Source organism: Streptomyces sp. R21 (assembly GCF_041051975.1).
Lineage (GTDB): Bacteria > Actinomycetota > Actinomycetes > Streptomycetales > Streptomycetaceae > Streptomyces.
Genome location: NZ_CP163435.1, coordinates 5,090,509 through 5,112,087, shown reverse-complemented (window position 1 = coordinate 5,112,087; position 21,579 = coordinate 5,090,509). Strand labels below are relative to the sequence as shown.

15 protein-coding genes and 1 tRNA gene are annotated in these 21,579 nt (G+C 69.4%); 12 read left to right on the top strand and 4 right to left on the bottom strand.

Annotated elements, in window-relative coordinates:
• The first annotated feature begins 583 nt into the window (after positions 1-583).
• The 8 genes from dnaN (at position 584) to AB5J56_RS22685 (ending at position 10,535) form a co-directional block, all read left to right on the top strand.
• Complete coding sequence (gene dnaN / locus AB5J56_RS22720) at positions 584-1,714, top strand: DNA polymerase III subunit beta (protein WP_369234606.1); 1,131 nt, start codon at positions 584-586, stop codon at positions 1,712-1,714.
• 157 nt (positions 1,715-1,871) lie between these two features.
• Positions 1,872-2,747 (top strand): phosphogluconate dehydrogenase (NAD(+)-dependent, decarboxylating), encoded by an 876-nt coding sequence (gene gnd, locus AB5J56_RS22715; RefSeq protein WP_369234605.1) that lies wholly within the window; start codon positions 1,872-1,874, stop codon positions 2,745-2,747.
• A gap of 52 nt (positions 2,748-2,799) precedes the next feature.
• Positions 2,800-3,921, top strand: coding sequence for a DNA replication/repair protein RecF (gene recF, locus AB5J56_RS22710; RefSeq protein WP_369234604.1), 1,122 nt, complete (start codon positions 2,800-2,802; stop codon positions 3,919-3,921).
• On the top strand, positions 3,918-4,484 hold the full coding sequence (locus AB5J56_RS22705) for a DUF721 domain-containing protein (RefSeq protein WP_369234603.1): 567 nt from the start codon (positions 3,918-3,920) through the stop codon (positions 4,482-4,484). The genes recF and AB5J56_RS22705 overlap by 4 nt, the downstream gene beginning before the upstream one ends.
• Positions 4,485-4,906: 422 nt before the next feature.
• Positions 4,907-6,970 carry a DNA topoisomerase (ATP-hydrolyzing) subunit B gene (gyrB, locus tag AB5J56_RS22700; RefSeq protein WP_369234602.1) on the top strand — a complete coding sequence of 688 codons (2,064 nt, stop codon included), beginning with the start codon at positions 4,907-4,909 and terminating at the stop codon, positions 6,968-6,970.
• A 42-nt stretch (positions 6,971-7,012) separates the two neighbouring features.
• Positions 7,013-9,604 carry a DNA gyrase subunit A gene (gene gyrA, locus AB5J56_RS22695; protein ID WP_369234601.1) on the top strand — a complete coding sequence of 864 codons (2,592 nt, stop codon included), beginning with the start codon at positions 7,013-7,015 and terminating at the stop codon, positions 9,602-9,604.
• A gap of 18 nt (positions 9,605-9,622) precedes the next feature.
• Positions 9,623-10,360, top strand: a complete 738-nt coding sequence (locus tag AB5J56_RS22690; RefSeq protein ID WP_369234600.1) for a DUF3566 domain-containing protein — start codon at positions 9,623-9,625, stop codon at positions 10,358-10,360.
• A 101-nt stretch (positions 10,361-10,461) separates the two neighbouring features.
• Positions 10,462-10,535 (top strand) — tRNA-Ile (locus AB5J56_RS22685).
• A gap of 71 nt (positions 10,536-10,606) precedes the next feature.
• On the opposite strand, the gene AB5J56_RS22680 is transcribed toward AB5J56_RS22685, so the two are convergent.
• Complete coding sequence (locus tag AB5J56_RS22680) at positions 10,607-11,218, bottom strand: hypothetical protein (RefSeq protein ID WP_369234599.1); 612 nt, start codon at positions 11,216-11,218, stop codon at positions 10,607-10,609.
• A 292-nt stretch (positions 11,219-11,510) separates the two neighbouring features.
• The gene (locus AB5J56_RS22675; protein ID WP_369234598.1) at positions 11,511-15,575 is read right to left on the bottom strand and encodes a hypothetical protein; all 4,065 of its coding nucleotides are present in this window, start codon (positions 15,573-15,575) and stop codon (positions 11,511-11,513) included.
• Between the two features lie 611 nt (positions 15,576-16,186).
• Here AB5J56_RS22675 and AB5J56_RS22670 point away from each other — a divergent pair.
• Positions 16,187-17,431 carry an amidohydrolase family protein gene (locus AB5J56_RS22670; RefSeq protein WP_369234597.1) on the top strand — a complete coding sequence of 415 codons (1,245 nt, stop codon included), beginning with the start codon at positions 16,187-16,189 and terminating at the stop codon, positions 17,429-17,431.
• 177 nt (positions 17,432-17,608) lie between these two features.
• Entirely contained in the window at positions 17,609-17,803 is a 195-nt protein-coding gene (locus AB5J56_RS22665) for a ferredoxin (RefSeq protein ID WP_369234596.1), read from the top strand.
• A gap of 62 nt (positions 17,804-17,865) precedes the next feature.
• Here AB5J56_RS22665 and AB5J56_RS22660 read toward each other — a convergent pair whose 3' ends face one another.
• Positions 17,866-18,633 carry a glycosyltransferase family 2 protein gene (locus tag AB5J56_RS22660; protein WP_369234595.1) on the bottom strand — a complete coding sequence of 256 codons (768 nt, stop codon included), beginning with the start codon at positions 18,631-18,633 and terminating at the stop codon, positions 17,866-17,868.
• A 278-nt stretch (positions 18,634-18,911) separates the two neighbouring features.
• Positions 18,912-19,280 (bottom strand): DUF6344 domain-containing protein, encoded by a 369-nt coding sequence (locus AB5J56_RS22655; RefSeq protein ID WP_369234594.1) that lies wholly within the window; start codon positions 19,278-19,280, stop codon positions 18,912-18,914.
• A gap of 358 nt (positions 19,281-19,638) precedes the next feature.
• Here AB5J56_RS22655 and AB5J56_RS22650 point away from each other — a divergent pair, with 358 nt between their 5' ends.
• Together AB5J56_RS22650 and AB5J56_RS22645 are read left to right on the top strand one after the other, a co-directional pair.
• On the top strand, positions 19,639-19,767 hold the full coding sequence (locus AB5J56_RS22650) for a DLW-39 family protein (protein WP_003999697.1): 129 nt from the start codon (positions 19,639-19,641) through the stop codon (positions 19,765-19,767).
• A 408-nt stretch (positions 19,768-20,175) separates the two neighbouring features.
• Positions 20,176-21,567: a hypothetical protein gene (locus AB5J56_RS22645; RefSeq protein WP_369234593.1), complete on the top strand. Its 1,392-nt coding sequence runs from the start codon at positions 20,176-20,178 to the stop codon at positions 21,565-21,567.
• The last annotated feature ends 12 nt before the right edge of the window (positions 21,568-21,579 follow it).

Sequence of the window (21,579 nt, the reverse complement as noted above, 5' to 3'; positions counted from 1 at the left end):
GGCGTGCACCAAGTTGTCCACCGGCGGCCCACAGGCAGGAGTCAGTTGTCCCCAGCGATCAGCAGCTTCTCCACATGTCTGTCCACTGTTCGGCAACGCGACGCGCCATCTCACCGTGTCGAGTGAAAGGCGTCACACCAAGGTGCCTGGTTGGCCTGTGGGGAACGTGGGTAAACCTGGGGACGGCGCTGGGGAGAAGTCACCCGAGTCTGTGCATCGAGTGTGCAGAACTTTTCGCCGTCCACAGAAGAGCGTGGTTATCCACTGCTCCCACCCACAGGGTCGGTGGACAAAAAATCCCCGCTGAGCTGCGGAAACAAGGTTATCCACGGTATCCACAGCCCCTACTACTACTGACAACTAGAGAGAGCTGGGAATCCGTTTCGAAGTGGGGGCTGTGCACAACTCGGCCTCGGAGGCTCGAGTGCCGCTCGGTGCGACTTGACCCAGGGGGGCACCGACTGTCAGTGCGGTGCGTCAGACTGGTCCCCGGTGTCCTCCCCCTCACAGGGTTCGACGACACCTCGACAGACGACGAAGGCCAGCAGGGCGAGAGCGCCGGCAACAGACGGAGGCGGCAACGGTGAAGATCCGGGTGGAACGCGACGTACTCGCGGAGGCAGTGGCCTGGGCGGCACGCAGCCTCCCGGCCCGTCCGCCGGCGCCTGTGCTCGCCGGCCTCCTTCTGAAGGCCGAGGAGGGCGCCCTGAGCCTCTCCAGCTTCGACTACGAGGTCTCGGCCCGCGTCTCGGTGGACGCGGAGGTCGACGAAGAGGGCACCGTCCTCGTCTCCGGCCGCCTCCTCGCGGACATCTGCCGCGCCCTCCCCAACCGCCCGGTGGAGATTTCCACAGACGGTGTACGGGCGACCGTGGTCTGCGGCTCCTCGCGATTCACACTCCACACCCTGCCTGTGGAGGAGTACCCGGCGCTGCCGCAGATGCCGACGGCCACGGGCACCGTCCCCGGTGAGGTCTTCGCCTCGGCGGCCGCCCAGGTGGCCATCGCTGCAGGGCGTGACGACACCCTCCCCGTCCTCACCGGTGTGCGCATCGAGATCGAGGGCGACACGGTCACCCTCGCTTCCACCGACCGCTACCGCTTCGCGGTCCGCGAGTTCCTGTGGAAGCCGGAGAACCCCGAGGCGTCCGCCGTCGCCCTGGTGCCCGCCAAGACGCTCCTGGACACCGCCAAGGCCCTCACGAGCGGCGACAGCGTGATCCTGGCGCTGTCCGGCTCCGGCGCGGGCGAGGGCCTGATCGGCTTCGAGGGCGCCGGCCGTCGTACGACGACGCGCCTCCTCGAGGGCGACCTCCCGAAGTACCGCTCGCTGTTCCCGACGGAGTTCAACTCGATCGCCGTCATCGAGACCGCCCCCTTCGTGGAGGCCGTCAAACGTGTGGCCCTGGTCGCCGAGCGGAACACCCCGGTGCGCCTCAGCTTCGAGCAGGGCGTGCTCATCCTGGAGGCCGGCTCCAGCGACGACGCACAGGCTGTGGAAAGGGTTGACGCCCAGCTGGAGGGCGACGACGTCTCGATCGCCTTCAACCCGACCTTCCTGCTCGACGGCCTGAGCGCCATCGACTCGCCGGTCGCCCAGCTCTCCTTCACGACGTCCACCAAGCCCGCGCTGCTCAGCGGCAAGCCGGCCCTGGACGCCGAGGCGGACGAGGCCTACAAGTACCTGATCATGCCGGTGCGCCTCAGCGGCTGACGCCCGCCGGCGCACCGCGCCACTTCGTACGAAGCCGCAGGTGGTGGGCGTACGTCTGAGCGCGTATGCCCACAGGTGTGCGTGAGCGTCCGGGTTTAGGCTCAGACACAGGTACGAAAGTGCCCTCACGCCACGTCGCAAACCTAAGGAACAACTGATGGAGCTCGGTCTCGTCGGCCTCGGCAAGATGGGCGGCAACATGCGCGAGCGGATTCGCCGCGCCGGCCACACCGTCATCGGATACGACCGCAACCCGGACCTCGCCGATGTCCACAGCCTCGAAGAACTTGTGGGCAAGCTCAAGGGCCCGCGCGTGGTGTGGGTGATGGTCCCGGCCGGCGGCCCGACCCAGTCCACCGTCGACGAGCTCGGTGAGCTGCTGGAGCCCGGCGACGTCGTCGTGGACGGCGGCAACTCCCGCTGGACGGACGACGAGAAGCACGCGGAGGAGCTGGCGGCCAAGGGCATCGGCTTCGTCGACGCGGGCGTCTCCGGCGGTGTCTGGGGCCTGGAGAACGGCTATGCGCTGATGGTGGGCGGCGACGCCGAGCACATCGCCCGCGTCCAGCCGGTCTTCGACGCGCTCAAGCCCGAGGGCGACGCCGGTTTCGTGCACGCCGGCAAGGTCGGCGCGGGCCACTTCTCGAAGATGGTCCACAACGGCATCGAGTACGCCATGATGCAGGCCTACGCCGAGGGCTGGGAGCTCCTGGAGAAGGTCGACTCCGTCACCGACGTGCGCGAGGTCTTCCGCTCCTGGCAGGAAGGCACCGTCATCCGTTCCTGGCTGCTCGACCTCGCGGTCAACGCGCTGGACGACGACGAGCACCTGGACAAGCTGCGCGGTTACGCACAGGACTCCGGTGAAGGCCGCTGGACCGTGGAAGCCGCCATCGACAACGCCGTGCCGCTGCCCGCGATCACCGCGTCGCTGTTCGCGCGGTTCGCCTCCCGGCAGGACGACTCGCCGCAGATGAAGATGATCGCGGCGCTGCGCAACCAGTTCGGCGGCCACGCCGTCGAGAAGAAGTAATCCACAGGGCCGCCCGGCGGTCCACAACCCTGGGGGAGGTCGGCGAACGACCATGCACGTCACGCATCTGTCGCTGGCCGACTTCCGCTCGTACGCCCGGGTCGAGGTCCCACTCGACCCGGGCGTCACCGCGTTCGTGGGGCCCAACGGGCAGGGCAAGACGAACCTGGTCGAGGCCGTCGGCTACCTCGCCACCCTCGGCAGCCACCGCGTCTCCTCCGACCAGCCCCTGGTCCGCATGGGCGCCGACCGCGCGATCATCCGGGCCCAGGTCAAGCAGGGCGAGCGGCAGCAGCTGGTCGAGCTGGAGCTGAACCCCGGCAAGGCGAACCGCGCCCGCATCAACAGGTCCTCGCAGGTCAGACCCCGCGACGTGCTGGGCATCGTCCGCACCGTCCTCTTCGCGCCCGAGGACCTGGCCCTGGTCAAGGGCGACCCCGGCGAGCGGCGCCGCTTCCTCGACGAGCTGATCACCGCCCGCTCGCCGCGCATGGCGGGCGTCCGCTCCGACTACGAGCGGGTCCTCAAGCAGCGCAACACCCTCCTCAAGTCGGCCGCCCTCGCCCGTCGCCACGGCGGCCGCACCATGGACCTGTCCACCCTCGACGTATGGGACCAGCACCTCGCGCGCGTGGGCGCCGAGCTGCTCGCCCAGCGCCTCGACCTGATCGCCACGATCCAGCCGCTGGCCGACAAGGCGTACGAGCAGCTGGCACCCGGCGGCGGCCCGATCGCCCTGGACTACAAGCCGTCCGCACCCGGCGAGGCACACACGCGCGAGGACCTCTACGAGCAGCTGATGGCCGCGATCGCCGAGGCCCGCAAGCAGGAGATCGAGCGCGGCGTCACCCTCGTAGGACCCCATCGGGACGATTTGGTTCTCAAACTCGGTCAGCTGCCCGCCAAGGGGTACGCCTCCCACGGCGAGTCCTGGTCCTACGCGCTGGCGCTGCGCCTGGCGTCGTACGACCTGCTGCGCGCCGAGGGGAACGAGCCGGTGCTCGTCCTGGACGACGTGTTCGCCGAGCTGGACACCCGCCGCAGGGAGCGCCTCGCGGAACTTGTCGCGCCTGGCGAGCAGGTGCTGGTGACGGCCGCGGTCGACGACGACGTGCCGCACGTGCTGACCGGGACGCGATATGCCGTCTCGGAGGGGGCGGTGGAGCGCGTATGACGGAGAACACATCCCCCGACAGGCCCGAGCCCGGGAAGGCCGCGAACCCCGCCGAGAAGACGCCCGAGCCCTCCGGAGTGGACCTCGCGCGCGTGGCCCTGCGCGCCGCCAAGGAAGCGGCACGCGCGCGTGGTGACGCGGCGCAGCAGAAGAAGCAGGCGCGGCGCGGCGGTCTGCGCTCCGGCGCGCGCGCCGACGGACGCGACCCGATGGCGCTCGGCTCGGCGATCAACCGCCTCATCAACGAGCGCGGTTGGGAGACCCCGGCCGCGGTGGGCGGGGTGATGGGCCGCTGGCCGCAGATCGTCGGCGAGGACCTGGCCAAGCACTGCGAGCCGGAGAAGTACGACGAGGACGAGCGCGTTCTGACCGTGCGCTGCGACTCCACGGCCTGGGCGACCAACCTGCGCCTGCTCGCTCCGCAGCTGGTCGCGCGGCTGAACGAGGACCTCGGGCACGGCACGGTGCGGCTGCTCAAGGTTCAGGGCCCGGCCGGCCCCGTGCGCCGTTTCGGCCCCCTGCGCGCCCCCGGGAGCACGGGCCCCGGTGACACCTACGGGTGAGTCCGACCGGCCGTTCCTGTCGGCCGGAGGAGCGGTGAGACCTGCAGCGACCGACGCCCACCGCGTCCTGGGGACCGCCCCTGCCCCCTGCCCGCGGCCGACCGGACGCGGTTGCGAACGCCGACCTGACTCCGCAGTAGCCAAGGGTTGACACCCGGAAGCGCTGAGTGCCGCTGTGAGCCTCTTTGAGCCCGGGTCCGCATATGGGGAGTCGGACGAGACGGTTTTGGGGCGGCACATGCGGACTCAGGTACCGGCAAACCCCCATCACTGTCGGCGCTACCGGTAGACTGGAAGCTAATCCCGCCCCACTTGTGGGACACACCGAGCAACGCTGAGCAAGGCTTACCAACGCAACACGCCGCAGCCGCTCCGGCTACCCGCCTGGAGCTTGGCTTGTGCTGTGCCAGAAAGGGCGCTTCGTGGCCGATTCCGGCAACCCCAACGAGAACATCCCGTCCACCGACGCAGGCGTCAATGCCGAGGCCGCTACCTCGAACGGCGAGGTCACAGGCACGGCATACGACGCCAGCGCCATCACAGTCCTCGAGGGTCTGGACGCGGTCCGCAAGCGACCCGGTATGTACATCGGCTCGACCGGTGAGCGCGGCCTGCACCACCTGGTGCAGGAGGTCGTCGACAACTCCGTCGACGAGGCGCTGGCCGGCCACGCCGACACGATCGACGTCACGATCCTTCCCGACGGTGGCGTGCGCGTCATCGACAACGGCCGCGGCATCCCGGTGGGCATCGTCCCCTCCGAGGGGAAGCCGGCCGTCGAGGTCGTGCTGACCGTGCTGCACGCGGGCGGCAAGTTCGGCGGCGGCGGCTACGCGGTCTCCGGTGGTCTGCACGGCGTGGGTGTCTCCGTCGTGAACGCGCTGTCCTCGAAGGTCTCGGTCGAGGTCAGGACCGACGGCTACCGCTGGACGCAGGACTACAAGCTGGGCGTTCCGACGGCCCCGCTCGCCCGGCACGAGGAGACCGAGGAGACCGGCACGTCGGTCACCTTCTGGGCCGACGGCGACATCTTCGAGACCACCGAGTACTCCTTCGAGACGCTGTCGCGGCGCTTCCAGGAGATGGCGTTCCTCAACAAGGGTTTGACGATCCAACTCACTGATGAGCGCGAGGTGGCGAAGGCCACCATCGGGGCCGACGAGGCGGGTGCGGACGAGAAGGACGAGGCCAGGTCCGTCACGTACCACTACGAGGGCGGCATCCTCGACTACGTGCGATACCTCAACTCCCGCAAGGGAGAGGTCGTTCACCCCACCGTGATCGACCTCGAGGCCGAGGACAAGGAGCGCATGCTCTCCCTCGAAGTCGCCATGCAGTGGAACAGCGGTTACAGCGAGGGTGTGTACTCCTTCGCCAACATCATCCACACGCACGAGGGCGGTACGCACGAGGAGGGCTTCCGTGCGGCGCTGACCTCGCTGATCAACAAGTACGCACGCGACAAGAAGCTGCTGCGCGAGAAGGACGACAACCTCACGGGTGACGACATCCGCGAGGGTCTGACGGCGATCATCTCGATCAAGCTGAGCGAGCCGCAGTTCGAGGGGCAGACGAAGACCAAGCTGGGCAACACGGAGGCGAAGACCTTCGTGCAGAAGGCGGTCTACGAGCACCTCAACGACTGGCTGGACCGCAACCCGAACGAGGCCGCGGACATCATCCGCAAGTCGATCCAGGCGGCCACCGCGCGCGTGGCGGCCCGCAAGGCCCGCGACCTCACCCGCCGCAAGGGTCTGCTCGAATCGGCGTCCCTGCCGGGCAAGCTCTCCGACTGCCAGTCGAACGATCCCACCAAGTGCGAGATCTTCATCGTCGAGGGTGACTCCGCCGGCGGCTCGGCCAAGTCCGGCCGCAACCCGCAGTACCAGGCGATCCTTCCGATCCGAGGCAAGATCCTCAACGTCGAGAAGGCGCGGATCGACAAGATCCTGCAGAACCAGGAGATCCAGGCGCTGATCTCCGCCTTCGGCACCGGAGTCCACGAGGACTTCGACATCGAGAAGCTCCGCTATCACAAGATCATCCTGATGGCGGACGCCGACGTCGACGGCCAGCACATCAACACCCTGCTGCTGACCTTCCTGTTCCGCTTCATGCGGCCGCTGGTCGAGGCCGGGCACGTGTTCCTGTCCCGTCCTCCGCTCTACAAGATCAAGTGGGGTCGCGAGGACTTCGAGTACGCGTACTCGGACCGTGAGCGCGACGCCCTGATCGAGCTGGGCAAGCAGGCCGGCAAGCGCATCAAGGACGACTCGGTCCAGCGCTTCAAGGGTCTCGGTGAGATGAACGCCGAGGAGCTGCGCATCACGACCATGGACCAGGAGCACCGCGTTCTCGGCCAGGTCACCCTGGACGACGCCGCCCAGGCCGACGACCTCTTCTCGGTCCTGATGGGCGAGGACGTCGAGGCGCGCCGCGCGTTCATCCAGCGCAATGCCAAGGACGTCCGCTTCCTCGACATCTGAGTCGGTCTCAGCTGACCGCAGCAGAAAGGATCTTCACCAGCAATGGCCGACGAGAACACTCCCAGCGTCCCCGAAGAAGAGGGCCTGTCCCTGCGCGTCGAGCCCGTCGGGCTCGAGACGGAGATGCAGCGCTCGTACCTCGACTACGCGATGTCCGTCATCGTGTCGCGCGCTCTCCCCGACGTACGGGACGGTCTCAAGCCCGTCCACCGCCGCGTCCTGTACGCCATGTACGACGGCGGCTACCGGCCCGAGAAGGGCTTCTACAAGTGTGCCCGTGTCGTCGGCGACGTCATGGGCAACTACCACCCGCACGGCGACTCCTCGATCTACGACGCGCTGGTCCGCCTCGCGCAGCCGTGGTCGATGCGGATGCCGCTGGTGGACTCCAACGGCAACTTCGGTTCCCCGGGCAACGACCCGGCCGCCGCCATGCGGTACACCGAGTGCAAGTTGATGACGCTGTCCATGGAGATGGTCCGCGACATCGACGAGGAGACCGTCGACTTCACGGACAACTACGACGGCCGCTCCCAGGAGCCGACCGTCCTGCCGGCCCGCTTCCCGAACCTGCTGATCAACGGCTCGGCGGGCATCGCGGTCGGCATGGCCACCAACATCCCGCCGCACAACCTGCGTGAGGTCGCGTCCGGTGCCCAGTGGTACCTGGAGAACCCCGAGGCCTCTCACGAGGAGCTCCTCGACGCGCTGATCGAGCGCATCAAGGGCCCCGACTTCCCGAGCGGCGCCCTCGTGGTGGGCCGCAAGGGCATCGAGGAGGCGTACCGCACCGGCCGTGGCTCCATCACGATGCGCGCGGTTGTCGAGGTCGAGGAGATCCAGAACCGCCAGTGCCTGGTGGTCACGGAACTGCCGTACCAGGTCAACCCGGACAACCTCGCGCAGAAGATCGCCGACCTCGTGAAGGACGGCAAGATCGGCGGCATCGCGGACGTCCGCGACGAGACGTCGTCCCGTACGGGCCAGCGGCTGGTCATCGTCCTGAAGCGGGACGCGGTCGCCAAGGTCGTCCTGAACAACCTCTACAAGCACACCGACCTGCAGACGAACTTCGGCGCGAACATGCTGGCGCTCGTCGACGGCGTGCCGCGCACCCTCTCCCTGGACGCGTTCATCCGGCACTGGGTGGCGCACCAGATCGAGGTCATCGTCCGCCGTACGAGGTTCCGGCTGCGCAAGGCCGAGGAGCGCGCACACATCCTGCGCGGCCTCCTGAAGGCCCTGGACGCCATCGACGAGGTCATCGCGCTGATCCGGCGCAGTGACACCGTCGAGATCGCGCGCGAGGGCCTGATGGGCCTCCTGGAGATCGACGAGATCCAGGCCAACGCCATCCTCGAGATGCAGCTGCGCCGGCTCGCCGCCCTGGAGCGCCAGAAGATCATCCAGGAGCACGACGAGCTCCAGGCCAAGATCCGTGAGTACAACGCGATCCTCGCCTCGCCGGTGCGTCAGCGCGAGATCATCAGCGAGGAACTCGCCGCGATCGTCGACAAGTTCGGCGACGACCGCCGCTCCAAGCTGGTTCCCTTCGACGGCGACATGTCCATGGAGGACCTGATCGCCGAAGAGGACATCGTCGTCACCATCACGCGCGGCGGCTACATCAAGCGCACGAAGACCGAGGACTACCGTTCTCAGCGGCGTGGCGGCAAGGGCGTCCGCGGCACGAAGCTGAAGCAGGACGACATCGTCGACCACTTCTTCGTGTCGACGACGCACCACTGGCTGCTGTTCTTCACCAACAAGGGCCGCGTCTACCGCGCGAAGGCGTACGAGCTGCCCGACGCCGGGCGTGAGGCGCGTGGCCAGCACGTCGCCAACCTGCTGGCCTTCCAGCCGGACGAGGCGATCGCCGAGATCCTCGCGATCCGTGACTACGAAGCGGCGCCCTACCTGGTGCTCGCCACCAAGGGCGGCCTCGTAAAGAAGACATCGCTCAAGGACTACGACTCCCCGCGCTCGGGTGGTGTCATCGCGATCAACCTCCGTGAGACGGAGGACGGTTCCGACGACGAACTGATCGGAGCCGAGCTGGTTTCGGCAGAGGATGATCTGCTTCTGATCAGCAGGAAGGCACAATCGATCAGGTTCACCGCTACGGACGACGCTTTGCGACCGATGGGCCGTGCGACCTCGGGTGTCAAGGGCATGAGTTTCCGCGAGGGAGACCAGCTGCTCTCGATGAATGTTGTTCGACCCGGTACGTTCGTGTTCACTGCTACGGACGGTGGGTACGCGAAGCGGACCAACGTCGACGAGTACCGCGTCCAGGGTCGCGGCGGCCTCGGTATCAAGGCCGCCAAGATCGTCGAGGACCGCGGCTCACTCGTCGGCGCGCTGGTGGTCGAGGAGACGGACGAGATCCTCGCCATCACGCTGTCGGGCGGTGTGATTCGTACGCGAGTCAACGAGGTCAGGGAGACAGGCCGTGACACCATGGGCGTCCAACTGATCAACCTGGGCAAGCGTGATGCCGTCGTCGGCATCGCGCGTAACGCCGAGGCGGGACGTGAGGCCGAGGAGGTCGACGGTGAGGACGCCGTGGACGAGCCGGCCGAGGACGTCACCACCGACGGTACGGACGAGGGTGAGGCGCCCTCGTCCGAGTAGCACGAGGAGTGAGTCATCGTGAGCGGAGCCACGGGCGCCGGAGCGACCGGTACGGAAACGGACGGCGGCCGTGGCTCCGCCACGGAGAAGACCGACTCCCATGACTCTCATGGATCCCAGGGGGGAACTGTGACGGACACCCGAGGCCCGCAGACCCAGCAGTACGCGGGCGGGCAGGCCCCTACAGGGACGCCGTCGGCGCCGGGCGCGCCGCTGCCCGGCGCACCCGCGCCGGGCTCACCTCCTCCGGGTTCGCCGCTGCCGGGGGAACGGCAGCCGCAGCAGGCGCAGCAGCCGTACCACCCGCCGCAGGCGTACCAGGCTCAGCAGCAGCAGCCGGCGGGCGCGGTACGCCGCCCCCGCACCGGCGCGCGCACCACGCCCCGTACCCGCAAGGCACGGCTGCGCGTGGCCAAGGCCGACCCGTGGTCGGTGATGAAGGTCAGCTTCCTGCTCTCCATCGCGCTCGGCATCTGCACGATCGTGGCGGCCGCGGTGCTGTGGATGGTCATGGACGCGATGGGCGTCTTCTCGACGGTCGGCGGCACGATCTCCGAGGCGACGGGCTCGAACGAATCCAACGGGTTCGACCTCCAGTCCTTCCTCTCGCTGCCGCACGTCCTGATGTTCACCTCGATCATCGCGGTCATCGACGTCGTCCTCGCCACCGCTCTCGCCACGCTCGGCGCGTTCATCTACAACCTCTCCGCCGGCTTCGTCGGCGGCGTCGAGCTCACCCTCGCCGAGGACGAGTAACCGCCCTCTCAAACGTCCCCCGACTATCGATTTTGGGACTGGCCACGTCGTGCGCTAATCTTCAGAGGTCAGCGCGCGGGACACACACCGCAGAGCGCGGCGGGGCTATAGCTCAGTTGGTTAGAGCGCATCCCTGATAAGGATGAGGCCACAGGTTCAAATCCTGTTAGCCCCACAGAAGCAGTACATGGAGAGGGCGTTTCCCCTGGTGGGAAGCGCCCTCTCTGTGTGTTCGGGGCTCTGTGGTCAGAAGTGCATCATCGACATCAGCTCGGGGCTTCGTACGCCGGTCGACACGGTGGGGACGGGCTCTCCCGGGCGGACCCAACCGGCCTGCTCGGCGGCTGTGACGGCTGCCGCCTCCGCCGTGTCCGCAGCGGCGTTCAACTCCTCGCTGGTGCCCAGGTGCTGTGCCCCCGCGGCTACGGCGGCCGTCTGGGAGGCCTTGAGGGAGGCCTTGAAGGCGGCGGTGGAGAGTTCGGCGTCGCCGTCGACGAGTTGGGCCATCTGGGAGGCCTGTGCGGCCGAGGCGGCGGCGTTTCTCGCACAGCGGGAGTCCGCCGCGGGGTCGGGCGGGCCCTCGGAGAGCAGCGCGAGAGCCTGTGCTGCGACGCGGGCCGCGTGGGCGGACTTCCAGACGGCCTCGGCACGGGCTGTCTTCTGGGCTGCCGTCTCCGCCTCCGCAGCCGCGTTCCCCGCCTCGGCAGCCGCGTTCCCCGCCTCGGCACCGGAGCCGCGCTGCTCGACGTACCGGCTGAGGACGGCTGCCCGCGCCGCGGCGCTCCCCGCACGCGCCGCATGGATCGCCCTCAGGGCCGCCGCGTTGGCTGCAATCTCTCCGTGGTCCGGTTCGCTCATCGGGAACCCCCTGTCTGTCGGAAGGACGGCAGGGTGGCACGTTGTCGTGCAACAGGCCAGAGACATGCGAACGCCCGATCGCTGGCGACGGGGGATGCACCAGCGATCGGGCTGCGGCCAACAGTAACAAGGGTGTTTGGGCGGCGGGAGTGGACTGATCAGCCGCGATGGGGAGTTGTGACTGGTATCACGTAAGCGCTGTCCGCAAGGGATGCAAGTGATGCAAGGGATGCAAAGGGTGCGAGGAATGTAAGAGAGGCGGGAGAGGCGGGAGGGGGGCCACTAAGTCGTCCTACCGGCCGCACGGGGGGTCGTACGAGAGGCGGGGCAGGTACTCGTGCCACTTCTCCGGGGTCAGGACGCCCCTGGTGACCGAGCAGATACGGCGGATCGCCTCATCCGAGTCCAGGTTCCACAGGCGGACGGTGTCGGCGCCGCTCGATACGCCGAGCATGTGGCTGTTGGGGCTGAAGGACAGGAAGTTGCCGGTCTTGGCGTTGGGGCTCATCGACTGACCGATGCGCGAGGCCTTGGACGGGTCCGTGACGTTCCAGAGGCGGACCGTGTTGTCGTTGCCGCCGCTCGCCAGGGTGTGGCCGTCCTGGCGGAAGGTCAGGGACACGACCGCTTCGGTGTGGCCGGTGAGGGGGGAGCCCAGCCGGGTCGCGGTGAGTGGGTCGGTGATGTTCCAGAGCCGTACGGTGTCGTCGTCGCTGCCGCTGGCCAGCGTCTGCCCGTCCGGGCTGAAGGCGAGGGTGTTGATGGGCCCGGTATGCCCCTGGAGAGGTGTGCCGAGCAGGGTCGCGTGGCGCGGGTCGGTCACGTTCCACAGCCGGATCGTGGCGTCCGCGCTGCCGCTGGCCAGCGTCCGGCCGTCGGGGCTGAAGCCCAGGGAGTCGACGAAGCCTCTGTGGCCGGTGAGCGGCGTGCCGAGCGGGGTGACGTGGGACGGGTCGCTGACGTTCCACAGCTGGATGGTGCGGTCGTCGTAGGCCGTCGCCAGGGTACGTCCGTCGGGGCTGTAGGCCAGCGCCTCGGGGCCCATGAACCGGGTCCGCAGGGCGATCGGCGGGCCCGAGGAGACCGGCCGGGACGGGTCGGCGACGTTCCACAGATACACCGCCCGGTTCCCCGTCAGCACCGCGAGCGTGTGGCCGTCGGGGGAGAACGCCAGCGAACGGTCGCCGCCGTCCCCGGGCATGAACGGGTGACTCAGGGACAGCGGCCGGTGGGGTGCCTTCACGTTCCACAGCCGGATCCGCCCGTCGCGCGCGGCCGTGGCGAGCACCTGCCCGTCCGGGCGGAACGCGCCGCTCCGGCCGATCATGTCGGACGTCGGGATCGACCACAGACGGACCTTGTTGTCGCCGCTGCCGGTGGCGAGCGTACGGCCGTCCGGGCTGAACCCCAGGGCGTACATCTCGCCGCTGCTCCCCGCGAGGGGCTCGCCGACCTGCGAGGGGTACGCCGGATCGCTGACGTTCCACAGGCTTGCCGTGCTGTCCGCGCTGGCCGCGGCGAGCATGTCCCCGTCAGGATTGAAGGCGACCGACCAGATGGGGCCGGTGTGGCCGGTGAGCGGCGAGCCGAGCGGTTTCGCGTGTTGCGGGTCGGCCACGTCCCAGAGCCGGACGGTGTCGTCCGCGCTGCCGCTGGCGAGCGTCTTGCCGTCGGGGCTGAAGGCCACGGAGTGCACGGTGCCGGTGTGGCCCCTCAGAGTCGTGTCGATCCGCTTCGGGCGGCCCGGGGCGGCCATGTCCCACAGCGTGATCGTGTCGTCGTCTCCCCCGGCCGCCAGCGTCCGTCCGTCCGGACTGAAGGCGACCGAGCGCACGGCGGCGGAGTGGCCGGTCAGGGCACCGAGCGCCTTCGGCCGGCGCGGGTCGGCCACGTTCCACAGCCGTACGGTGTGGTCCTCGCCCACGGAGGCCAGCGTGTGTCCGTCCGGGCTGAAGGCGACCAGGTAGATCGTGCCCTTGTGGCCGGTCAGGGGAGCGCCGAGCGGATGCGGACGGCTCGGGTGCCGTACGTCCCACAGCCTGATCGTGCCGTCGTCCGAAGCGCTGGCCAGGGTGTGCCCGTCGGGGCTGAAGACCGCGCTGCTCACCCAGCTCCTGTGACCGGTGAGAGGTTTACCCAGGGGCCTCGGCCGGGTCGGGTCCGTGACGTTCCACAGGCGGACGGTGCGGTCGTAGCTGGCGGTGGCCAGGGTCCGGCCGTCCGGGCTGAACGAGGTGAGGTAGACGGCGCCGGTGTGGCCGAGCAGCGGTGTGGCCAGCGGTGCGTTGACGATCGAGATCAGCCGGTTGTTCGTGCCCTCGTCGTCCGACCGCAGACGGTGCGCGACCAGGTCGAGCTGAGCGGACAGCGACGGGTCCGTGTACTGGACGCGGTCCGCCTCCGCGAGCACCTGTGCGAACACGGCGTCGTCGCGCTGCTGCCAGGCCACCACCGCTGAGCCGACGGCGATCATCGCCAGGACGACCAGAGTCGCCACCGCGCCACGGCTGATCCAGACCGTACGCCTGCGCAGCCGGACCGAGGCGGCCAGGAACTCGACCGCGCTCCTGGTCAGGAAGGTGTCACCGGCGGACTTCGCCCAGCTGTGGGCCTGCTCCAGCCGGGAACCCCGGTAGAGCAGCGACGTGTCGCGGTCCGCGCCCTCCCAGGATCGGCCGTCCTCCTCCAGCCGCTGGCGGAGAAGGTGGTCGCTCCTGTCCTCGTCGATCCAGTCGCGCAGCCGGGGCCAGGCGTGCAGCAGCGCTTCGTGGGTGATCTCGACGGTCTCCGCGTCGAGAGTCACCAGGCGGGCGTGGACCAGCGCTTCGAGGGACTCCTCCGTCTTGCCGGGGTCCCTGGACTCCTCCGCCAGCTGGCGTCGCGTGCCGCGCCTGCGGGTGGCCTGGGTGTCCTCGCCCAGCCGCACCAGCCTGAGCAGCAGCAGCCGCGCCGCCGTACGCGCCGCCGGGTCGAGGCCGGACCAGGCCCGCTCGGCCGTCGCCGCCACCGCACCCTGGATTCCGCCCGCCGCGCGGTAGCCGGCCAGCGTCAGCCGTCCCGCCTTGCGCCGCTGCCAGGTGGCGAGCAGGGCGTGCGAGAGGAGCGGCAGCATCCCCGCGTCGTGCGCCCCGCGGGGGCCGTCCGTGCTCACTTCCCGGATGATCAGCTCCGCCAGACCCGGTTCCAGCTCCAGGCCCACGGCCTTCGCCGGGCCGGTCACGGCTTCGCGCAGCTCCGTGGTGGTCAGCGGCCCGAGCACCATGTGCCGGTGCTGCAGCGCGTCGGCCAGTTCGGGGTACGCGAGGCACTGCTCGTAGAAGTCGGCGCGTATGCCGAGGACGACGAGTGCGGGGGCCGGGTCGCCGGGGCCCGGAGGCGAGCACGCGGCGTGCAGGATCCGGACGAAGGTGCGCCGGTCCGCCTCGTTCGAGCAGAGGGTGAACGCCTCCTCGAACTGGTCCACGATGACGATCGGAGGCGCGGCGGAGGGGGCCCCGCCGCGCACCGCCCACGCCGCGATGGCCTGCCGTACCTGCTGCGCGAACTGGGGGGTGCCGGGGTCCTTGGCCGTGGACATGTCGGACACGACGGGTGCGAGTTCGGGTATCCGCCCGGTCAGCTCTCCGAGCGGGTCGGCGCCCGGTACGAGTTGGAGTACGTCCGCGGCCTGGCCGGTGTCGTCGCTCAGGGCGCCCTTCTGCAGTGTGGGCATCAGGCCGGCGTTCAGCAGGGAGGACTTTCCCGCTCCCGAGGCGCCGACGAGCATGACCAGTCCGCCCGTCTTCTCCGTGGCGCGGAGCTGGGCGACGAGGGCGTCCGTGCTCCGCTCCCGGCCGAAGAACCACCGCACGTCCTGCGGACGGTACGGAGCCAGCCCCCGGTAGGGGCACACACCGCCGGGGAAGGCCGGGGCGTCGGCGGAGGACCGCTCCTCCCCTTCCCCGGAACCGGATTCGGCCCCGGAACCTGAACCCGACCCTGATCCCGCCCCCGATCCGGACGCCGGGCGGTCGCCGACCGGGTCGGCCACCGCGTGCTCCCACAGGCGCTGCCACTGCGTCAGGTCGTACAGACCCGCGGACACCGGCGCGGGCCGCAGGCGCCGTGCCTCGGGGATCAGGGTGTGCAGCACCGCGGCGAGGGCGGCGAACTGGGCGGGCACGTTCTTGGCCCGGCGCCAGTCGCTGATCCGCTGGGCGGACACCCGCACGGGACGCCCTCGTTCGTCGACCCGCTGCAGCCGGACGACCGCCTCGGACACACTCTTGAGGGGAGGGTTGCCGGCCTCCTTGTACAGCAGCGCGAGACGCTCCGCGAAGGCCGTGCGTGGCCCTGAGTCGGAACTCAAGGACTCCACCCCTTACTTCCCCCGCAGCTGGACTTCCGGACCGGAAAACTCACCTTATATGGCTGACCTGCGACTAAGGCCTTGGCCGGATACCGGAGCCTCCTCGTCGGCGGCCGCAACTGGCAGGATCACGACCCAGCAGCGCATCGACTGGGCGTCGCCCAGCCGGGCCACCAGCTCAGTGCTCGGAGAGACCATCCATGACGCCGTACGTTCTCGGTCAATCTCCGCGGAAGTCGTGAGACGGCGTCCGCGGTCCCGACGGCCGAGCCCGACCCTGCGCCTGAGCCCGAGAGATCTGCCGAACCCGAGAGATCGCTGAGCCTGAGAGATCCGCTGAGCCCGACAGACCCGTAGACCCGCTTCCAGCCCGGACCGCAGTCGCCTCGACCGCGAGTCCGGCACCTTCTGATCCGCGCCGAGACGCCGATACGGCACGGATCGACGCCGCCGCGCCGTTCGGTACTGGTCCCCACGAGGGGAGGGACCAGTACCGAACGGCGCGGTGTTGCGTTCGCGGGAGAACTCGAGGGCGGGTGCCACTGACCCTTGCTGCCGAAAGGGCGTTCCCCTAGCCTGAAATCTGATGGGCCGTCAGATATGAGCGCAGGGGGTACGACGTGGTCAGCACCGAGAGCGGAACCGAGAGCGCCACCGAGGGCGCCACCCAGGATCTGCCGAAGATCATCAGCGTGGACGATCACGTGATCGAGCCGGCGCACCTTTTCGAGACATGGCTTCCGGCCAAGTACCGCGATCGGGGCCCGCAGCCCTTCACGGCCGGCATCGGCGAGTTGGAGTACGTCGGCGGGAAGTACCGGTTCACCACCGATCCCGACGGGCAGCTCACCGACTGGTGGCGGTACGAGGGCGAGCTCTTCCCGTACAAGCGCATCATCGCGGCCGTCGGCTTCTCCCGGGACGAGATGACCCTCGACGGCATCACGCGGGAGCAGATGCGGCGCGGCTGCTGGGACCCGAAGGCCCGGCTGGCGGACATGGACATCAACCATGTGGAGGCCTCGCTCTGCTTCCCGTCGTTCCCGCGCTTTTGCGGGCAGACCTTCGCGGAGGCCAAGGACAAGGAGGTCGGGCTGGCCTGTGTGCGCGCGTACAACGACTGGATGGTCGAGGAGTGGTGCGGCGACAGCGGCGGGCGGCTGATCCCGCTGTGCCTGATCCCGCTGTGGGACATCGACCTCGCGGTCGCGGAGATCCGGCGCAACGCGGCCCGCGGCGTACGGGCGGTGACCTTCAGCGAGATCCCGACCTACCTGGGGCTTCCGTCGATCCACTCCGGCTACTGGGACCCGTTCTTCGCGGCGTGCGAGGAGACCGGGACCGTGGTCAACATGCACATCGGCTCGTCGTCGCAGATGCCGGCGGCGTCGCCGGACGCGCCGCCCGCCGTGCAGGCCTCGCTGAGCTTCAACAACGCCATGGCGTCGATGATGGACTTCCTCTTCTCCGGGGTCCTGGTGAAGTTCCCGCGGCTGAAGCTCGCCTACAGCGAGGGGCAGATGGGCTGGATCCCGTACGCCCTGGAGCGCGCCGACGACGTATGGCAGGAGCACCGGGCGTGGGGCGGGGTCAAGGACCTGATCCCGGAGCCGCCGTCGACGTACTACTACCGGCAGATCTTCTGCTGCTTCTTCCGGGACAAGCACGGCATCGAGGCGATCGAGACCGTGGGCGTGAACAACGCGACCTTCGAGACGGACTACCCGCACGTCGACTCGACCTGGCCGGAGACGAAGAAGGTGGCCGAGGAACACGTGGGCGGTCTGTCCGCGGACGTGGCGTACAAGCTGCTGCGGGGCAACGCCATTCGCATGCTGGAACTGCCCTTTGACCAGGGCGCTTAGCCGCGGAGTGCGCCGGAGAACGCCGACGGACGCGGCCGGTTCAGCGCGTCGTCCGGCGGGCAGGCAAGACGTGAACGCCCTGGGTTCCCCGAGCCTCCCGGCTTGCCTGGGTTCCCCGGGATCCGATCTGCCCGTCGGCTCGTCCCAGGGCCGGCGCCTCTCGCGGCTGGAGTGCGCATGAAGGTCTCCGTCGACCCGGACCTCTGTTACGGCTCGGCCGAGTGTGTCCACAGGGTTCCGTCCGTCTTCGCCTTCGAGGACGGATACGGCGCCGTCCGGCCGGGACGCGAGGACAGCGAGGACGATCCGCTGATCCGGGAGGCGGCGGAGCGGTGCCCGTCACAGGCCATCACCCTCACGCTCGACGAGTAGCCGGTCGGGCGGAGCGGCCGGTCAGCATGCTCAATGAGTGGCCGGTCGGGCGGAGCGGCTGGTCAGTCCGTGGGATAGCCCCACCGGAAGGACGCCAGCGCGCGAGCCCGGGCCTCCGCAACGGCCATCCGCGCGTCGCGCTCGGCGGGGTCGACATGCGTGGCCTGCCCGGTGGCCTGCCCCTCCCACTTCCGGTAGAGGAGCCCCACCTGCTCGGAGAACCAGCCGCGGCTCACGGAGTTCAGGGCCAGCAGCAGCCCGGTGTCCTCGGATGCGGGCAGTGCCATCCATCCGCCGAGGGCGAGCAGCAGATCGCGCCGTACGAAGAGGGTCGCCGGGTGCACCTGGGCGAGGAATCCGTTGGCCTTCCAGTGGTCGAGCACCGCTTCGCGCTCGATCGGGCCGTTGTCCGGGTCGCCCGGGAAGCCGACCGTGGACCCGTCCGGCAGGAAGTCGAGGACGCGTGAGGTCGTCCACCCGAGGCTGCGGTCGCCTTCGAGAACCGCCAGGTCACGGGCGAGGGCACCCGGCGTCAACCGGTCGTCCGCGTCCAGGATCTTGATGTACTCGCCGTCGGCATGGGCGAGGGCGATGGTGCGCGCGACGCCGGGACCGCCCGGCCGTCCCTGCCTGAACGTGACGCGCTCGTCGTCCGGCACGTGCGGGGCGACGGCGTCCGTGCGGCCGTCCTCCTGTATCAGCCAGCGCCACTCCCAGCCGTCCGGCAGCTCCTGCTCGCACAGTGACCTGTACGCCTCGGGCAGGAAAGGTGCGGAGGGGGCGTGGACGGCGGTGACGATGACGATGCGCCGGCTCACGGCAGCACCCATCACCCCACCACCCTTCAGCGTCTTCCGGAGACGGGCAACAGCGTACGACCCCCGAAGATCGCCGGATGAGCGGGGCAGCAAAGGCCCCCGACCGGCACCGGTCGGAGGCCTCGTTCATATACGGGGTCATGCATGGGCTATTTATGGGGTTATTTATGGGGGTTCATGTAGGGCGTGTACGCAAGGACGCCTTTACGTGAAGGTGGTGCTGAGGTACGTCGGGTCGTGTCGTCGTACGTCGGGTCGTGCCGTCGTACGAGAGGGAGCGTGCCGGGCCGTCAGCGCTGCAGCGGGGCCCCGGGCTCGGCCTCTGCCTCGGTCAGGGGCAGGGCGTCCGCGGGGTCACGGAGGGCGTCGGCATCGGCCGCGTCGGTGTCGGCCGGCGCGCGGTGGCGGCAGCTGGGCGAGGAACCGTGGGCCTCGGCGCGGATGCGTTGCTTCATCGTGGGGGGCAGTGCCTTGCTGTGGGACCAGGCCCAGTGGGACATCGCCGAGACCGTCGTCTGGGCGGCCGTGCTGTTGCGCGGTGCCTCGGCCTGCGGTACGGCGGCTGCCGCGGTGGTGGTGATGAGACCGAGCGTCGTGCACAGCGCGAGCAGAGCGGTGATGACGGCGGTCCACAGCTTCATGACCTTGTTCTGGGTCATGGCCCCTCACTTTCGGGTCAGGCGATTTGCGTACTTTCCTCATGATGTGTACGGGGACCTCGAAGTGGTGGACCGACGCCCGTGGCGCGTCGATCTTCAGATGAACACCACCCGGATGGCCGCAAGAGGCTCGAAGAGTGCCGGAAACACAAGGAAAGTTCCGCAAAAGCGGTGGAGCGCGTCGAAAGTCACAGTGTGTGAGGTGTGATCACCCTGCGATCGGAGCGGTCCCGTCCAGTTCTATTGGCGCGTACCGGGCGGGAGTTGGGGGCCGGATCCAGGTCACCGATCGGTATCGGTCGGTGTGTATAGTCGGGCGCCAGAGGTCCCCTACGTCAAGGAAAGACGAGGTAGCGCGGTGAAGAAGCTTCTCCTGGTCGCACTGGCCGCCATCGGCGGGCTCCTCGTGTACCGCCAGATCCAGGCGGATCGCGCCGAGCAGGATCTGTGGACGGAGGCGACTGACTCCGTGCCCACGGGTTCGTGAGTACCGACACCAGTCTCTGAGCAGACCCCGGCCGCCTCAGCGGTCGGGGTTTTGTGTTGTCCGGCCACACCGTCCGTTCACTCCAGCAAGCGCATTGATTGCTATGGCAAACGTCGAGGCGTCCAGGCGCTGTCGGTGAGCCCCGTCGGCACGTCGTGCCGGGGCGTCCTTTCGGCCGTACGTGCGGATAGCACGGGTGGCGCGGGGGCGCGCGGGGCAGGATGGCCGGGGTCCGGAGCTGCGAGGAAGGGGCGCGTGATGGGGCGGCGCACGGCGATGTGGCGCGCGGCTGTGTGTCGCAGAGCTATGTGGCGCACGGCTGTGTGGGGCCCAGCCATGTGGCGCAGGGCCATGTGGGGCACAGGAGCCGTACTGTGCGCGGCAGTTGCCCTGCCCGGGAACCCCGCCATGGCAGCGCCCTCGGCGTCTCTGCCGGTGTCGGCATCGGCATCGGCGCCGACACCGCCGCCGTACGCCTTCGCCGAGGACGCGACGACCGTCCAAGGAGCCACGGGCACCGCCGACGCCGTACGACTGGAGCCGGGGCGCACATACAAGAGCGCCATCAAGAAGAACGCCGAGCTCTACTACGTCCTCGACCTCGACGACACCTCCGACGCGTACGTCTCCGCCACGGCCGTACCGAGGCCCGGGGCGACGGTCGCCTTCTCGGACGGCGTGAAGGTGTCCCTTCAGGACGCCAACGGCCGCACCTGCCACGGCGCCGGGCTCGCCCATGTGGGCGCCACCCAGAGCCCGCACCCCATCGCCGCCTCGACGGCACGCGAGATCGTCCCCGGCGGCTCCGGCCTCTGCCAGGCGGCGGGCACGTACTACCTGATCGTGGAGCGCACCGGCTCGCCCGGCAGCTCCGGCGACGGCGCCGACTGGGACCTGGAACTCCGCCCCGCGACCGAGCCCCGCCTGAAGAAGGCCGAGGCGACGAGCGCTCCCGAGGTCTGGGACTCCGCCTCGCCCGAAGCCCTCTCGGGCAACGGCGTGGAGCGCCGCGGCGGCACGGGCTTCACCACCGCCACCCCGCTCCCGCAGGGCATCTGGACGACCGGGGTCAGCCCCGGCCAGACACTCTTCTACCGGGTGCCCGTCGACTGGGGACAACAGCTCTACGCCACCGCAGACCTGAGCAGCTCCAGCAGCGGCAAGGGCTTTGTGGGCACGGCCCTCGTCATGTCGCTCTACAACCCCGTCCGCGGACTCGTCGACGACACGGGCTCCGGATACAACGGCCGGCAACAATCGGCCGCCCTGCAGCCGCTGCCGCCCGTCGACTACGCCAACCGCCACGCCGTCAACGACCGCGTCAGCGGCATGCGCTTCGCCGGCTCGTACTACCTCGTCGTGCACCTCGCGGGGCAGGTCGCCGAACGCTTCGGCGACGGCCCGTTCGGGCTGACCCTGCGCGTACGGGTGGCCGGCACGGCGAAGAACCCTCCGGCGTACGAAGGGCGCACCCAGCCCCGTGACCTGTTCGACGCGACGGCGGTGGACCCCGGCCGGGTGGCCGGCGGCTCGGGCGGCGACGGGCTGACGGGAGGCATCGCGGGCGCCGTCGGCGACGGGGGCACCGGGGCCGGCTCGGGCGGCGACACGACCATGAAGCTCGTCGCCGCGGCCGGCATCGGCACCGGCACGTTCCTGGTGCTCACCCTCGGAGTGTGGACGGCCCTCGCGCGGCGGCGCCACGTGCCGGATCCCGGGCTCGCGAACGCGGCCCACACGGCGCACACGGCGACGGCGCTTCCCGCTCCGCGAGGGCATCGGGCGGCGCGCAGACGGTAGTTCGGCCCGCTC

Excerpts from the sequence above, each read along its gene's own strand:
- gnd (WP_369234605.1), top strand. The coding sequence starts at position 1,872 with ATGGAGCTCGGTCTCGTCGGCCTCGGCAAGATGGGCGGCAACATGCGC.
- recF (WP_369234604.1), top strand. The coding sequence starts at position 2,800 with ATGCACGTCACGCATCTGTCGCTGGCCGACTTCCGCTCGTACGCCCGG.
- AB5J56_RS22705 (WP_369234603.1), top strand. The coding sequence starts at position 3,918 with ATGACGGAGAACACATCCCCCGACAGGCCCGAGCCCGGGAAGGCCGCG.
- gyrA (WP_369234601.1), top strand. The coding sequence starts at position 7,013 with ATGGCCGACGAGAACACTCCCAGCGTCCCCGAAGAAGAGGGCCTGTCC.
- AB5J56_RS22680 (WP_369234599.1), bottom strand. The coding sequence starts at position 11,218 with ATGAGCGAACCGGACCACGGAGAGATTGCAGCCAACGCGGCGGCCCTG.
- AB5J56_RS22665 (WP_369234596.1), top strand. The coding sequence starts at position 17,609 with ATGAAGGTCTCCGTCGACCCGGACCTCTGTTACGGCTCGGCCGAGTGT.
- AB5J56_RS22660 (WP_369234595.1), bottom strand. The coding sequence starts at position 18,633 with ATGGGTGCTGCCGTGAGCCGGCGCATCGTCATCGTCACCGCCGTCCAC.
- AB5J56_RS22655 (WP_369234594.1), bottom strand. The coding sequence starts at position 19,280 with ATGACCCAGAACAAGGTCATGAAGCTGTGGACCGCCGTCATCACCGCT.
- AB5J56_RS22645 (WP_369234593.1), top strand. The coding sequence starts at position 20,176 with ATGGCAGCGCCCTCGGCGTCTCTGCCGGTGTCGGCATCGGCATCGGCG.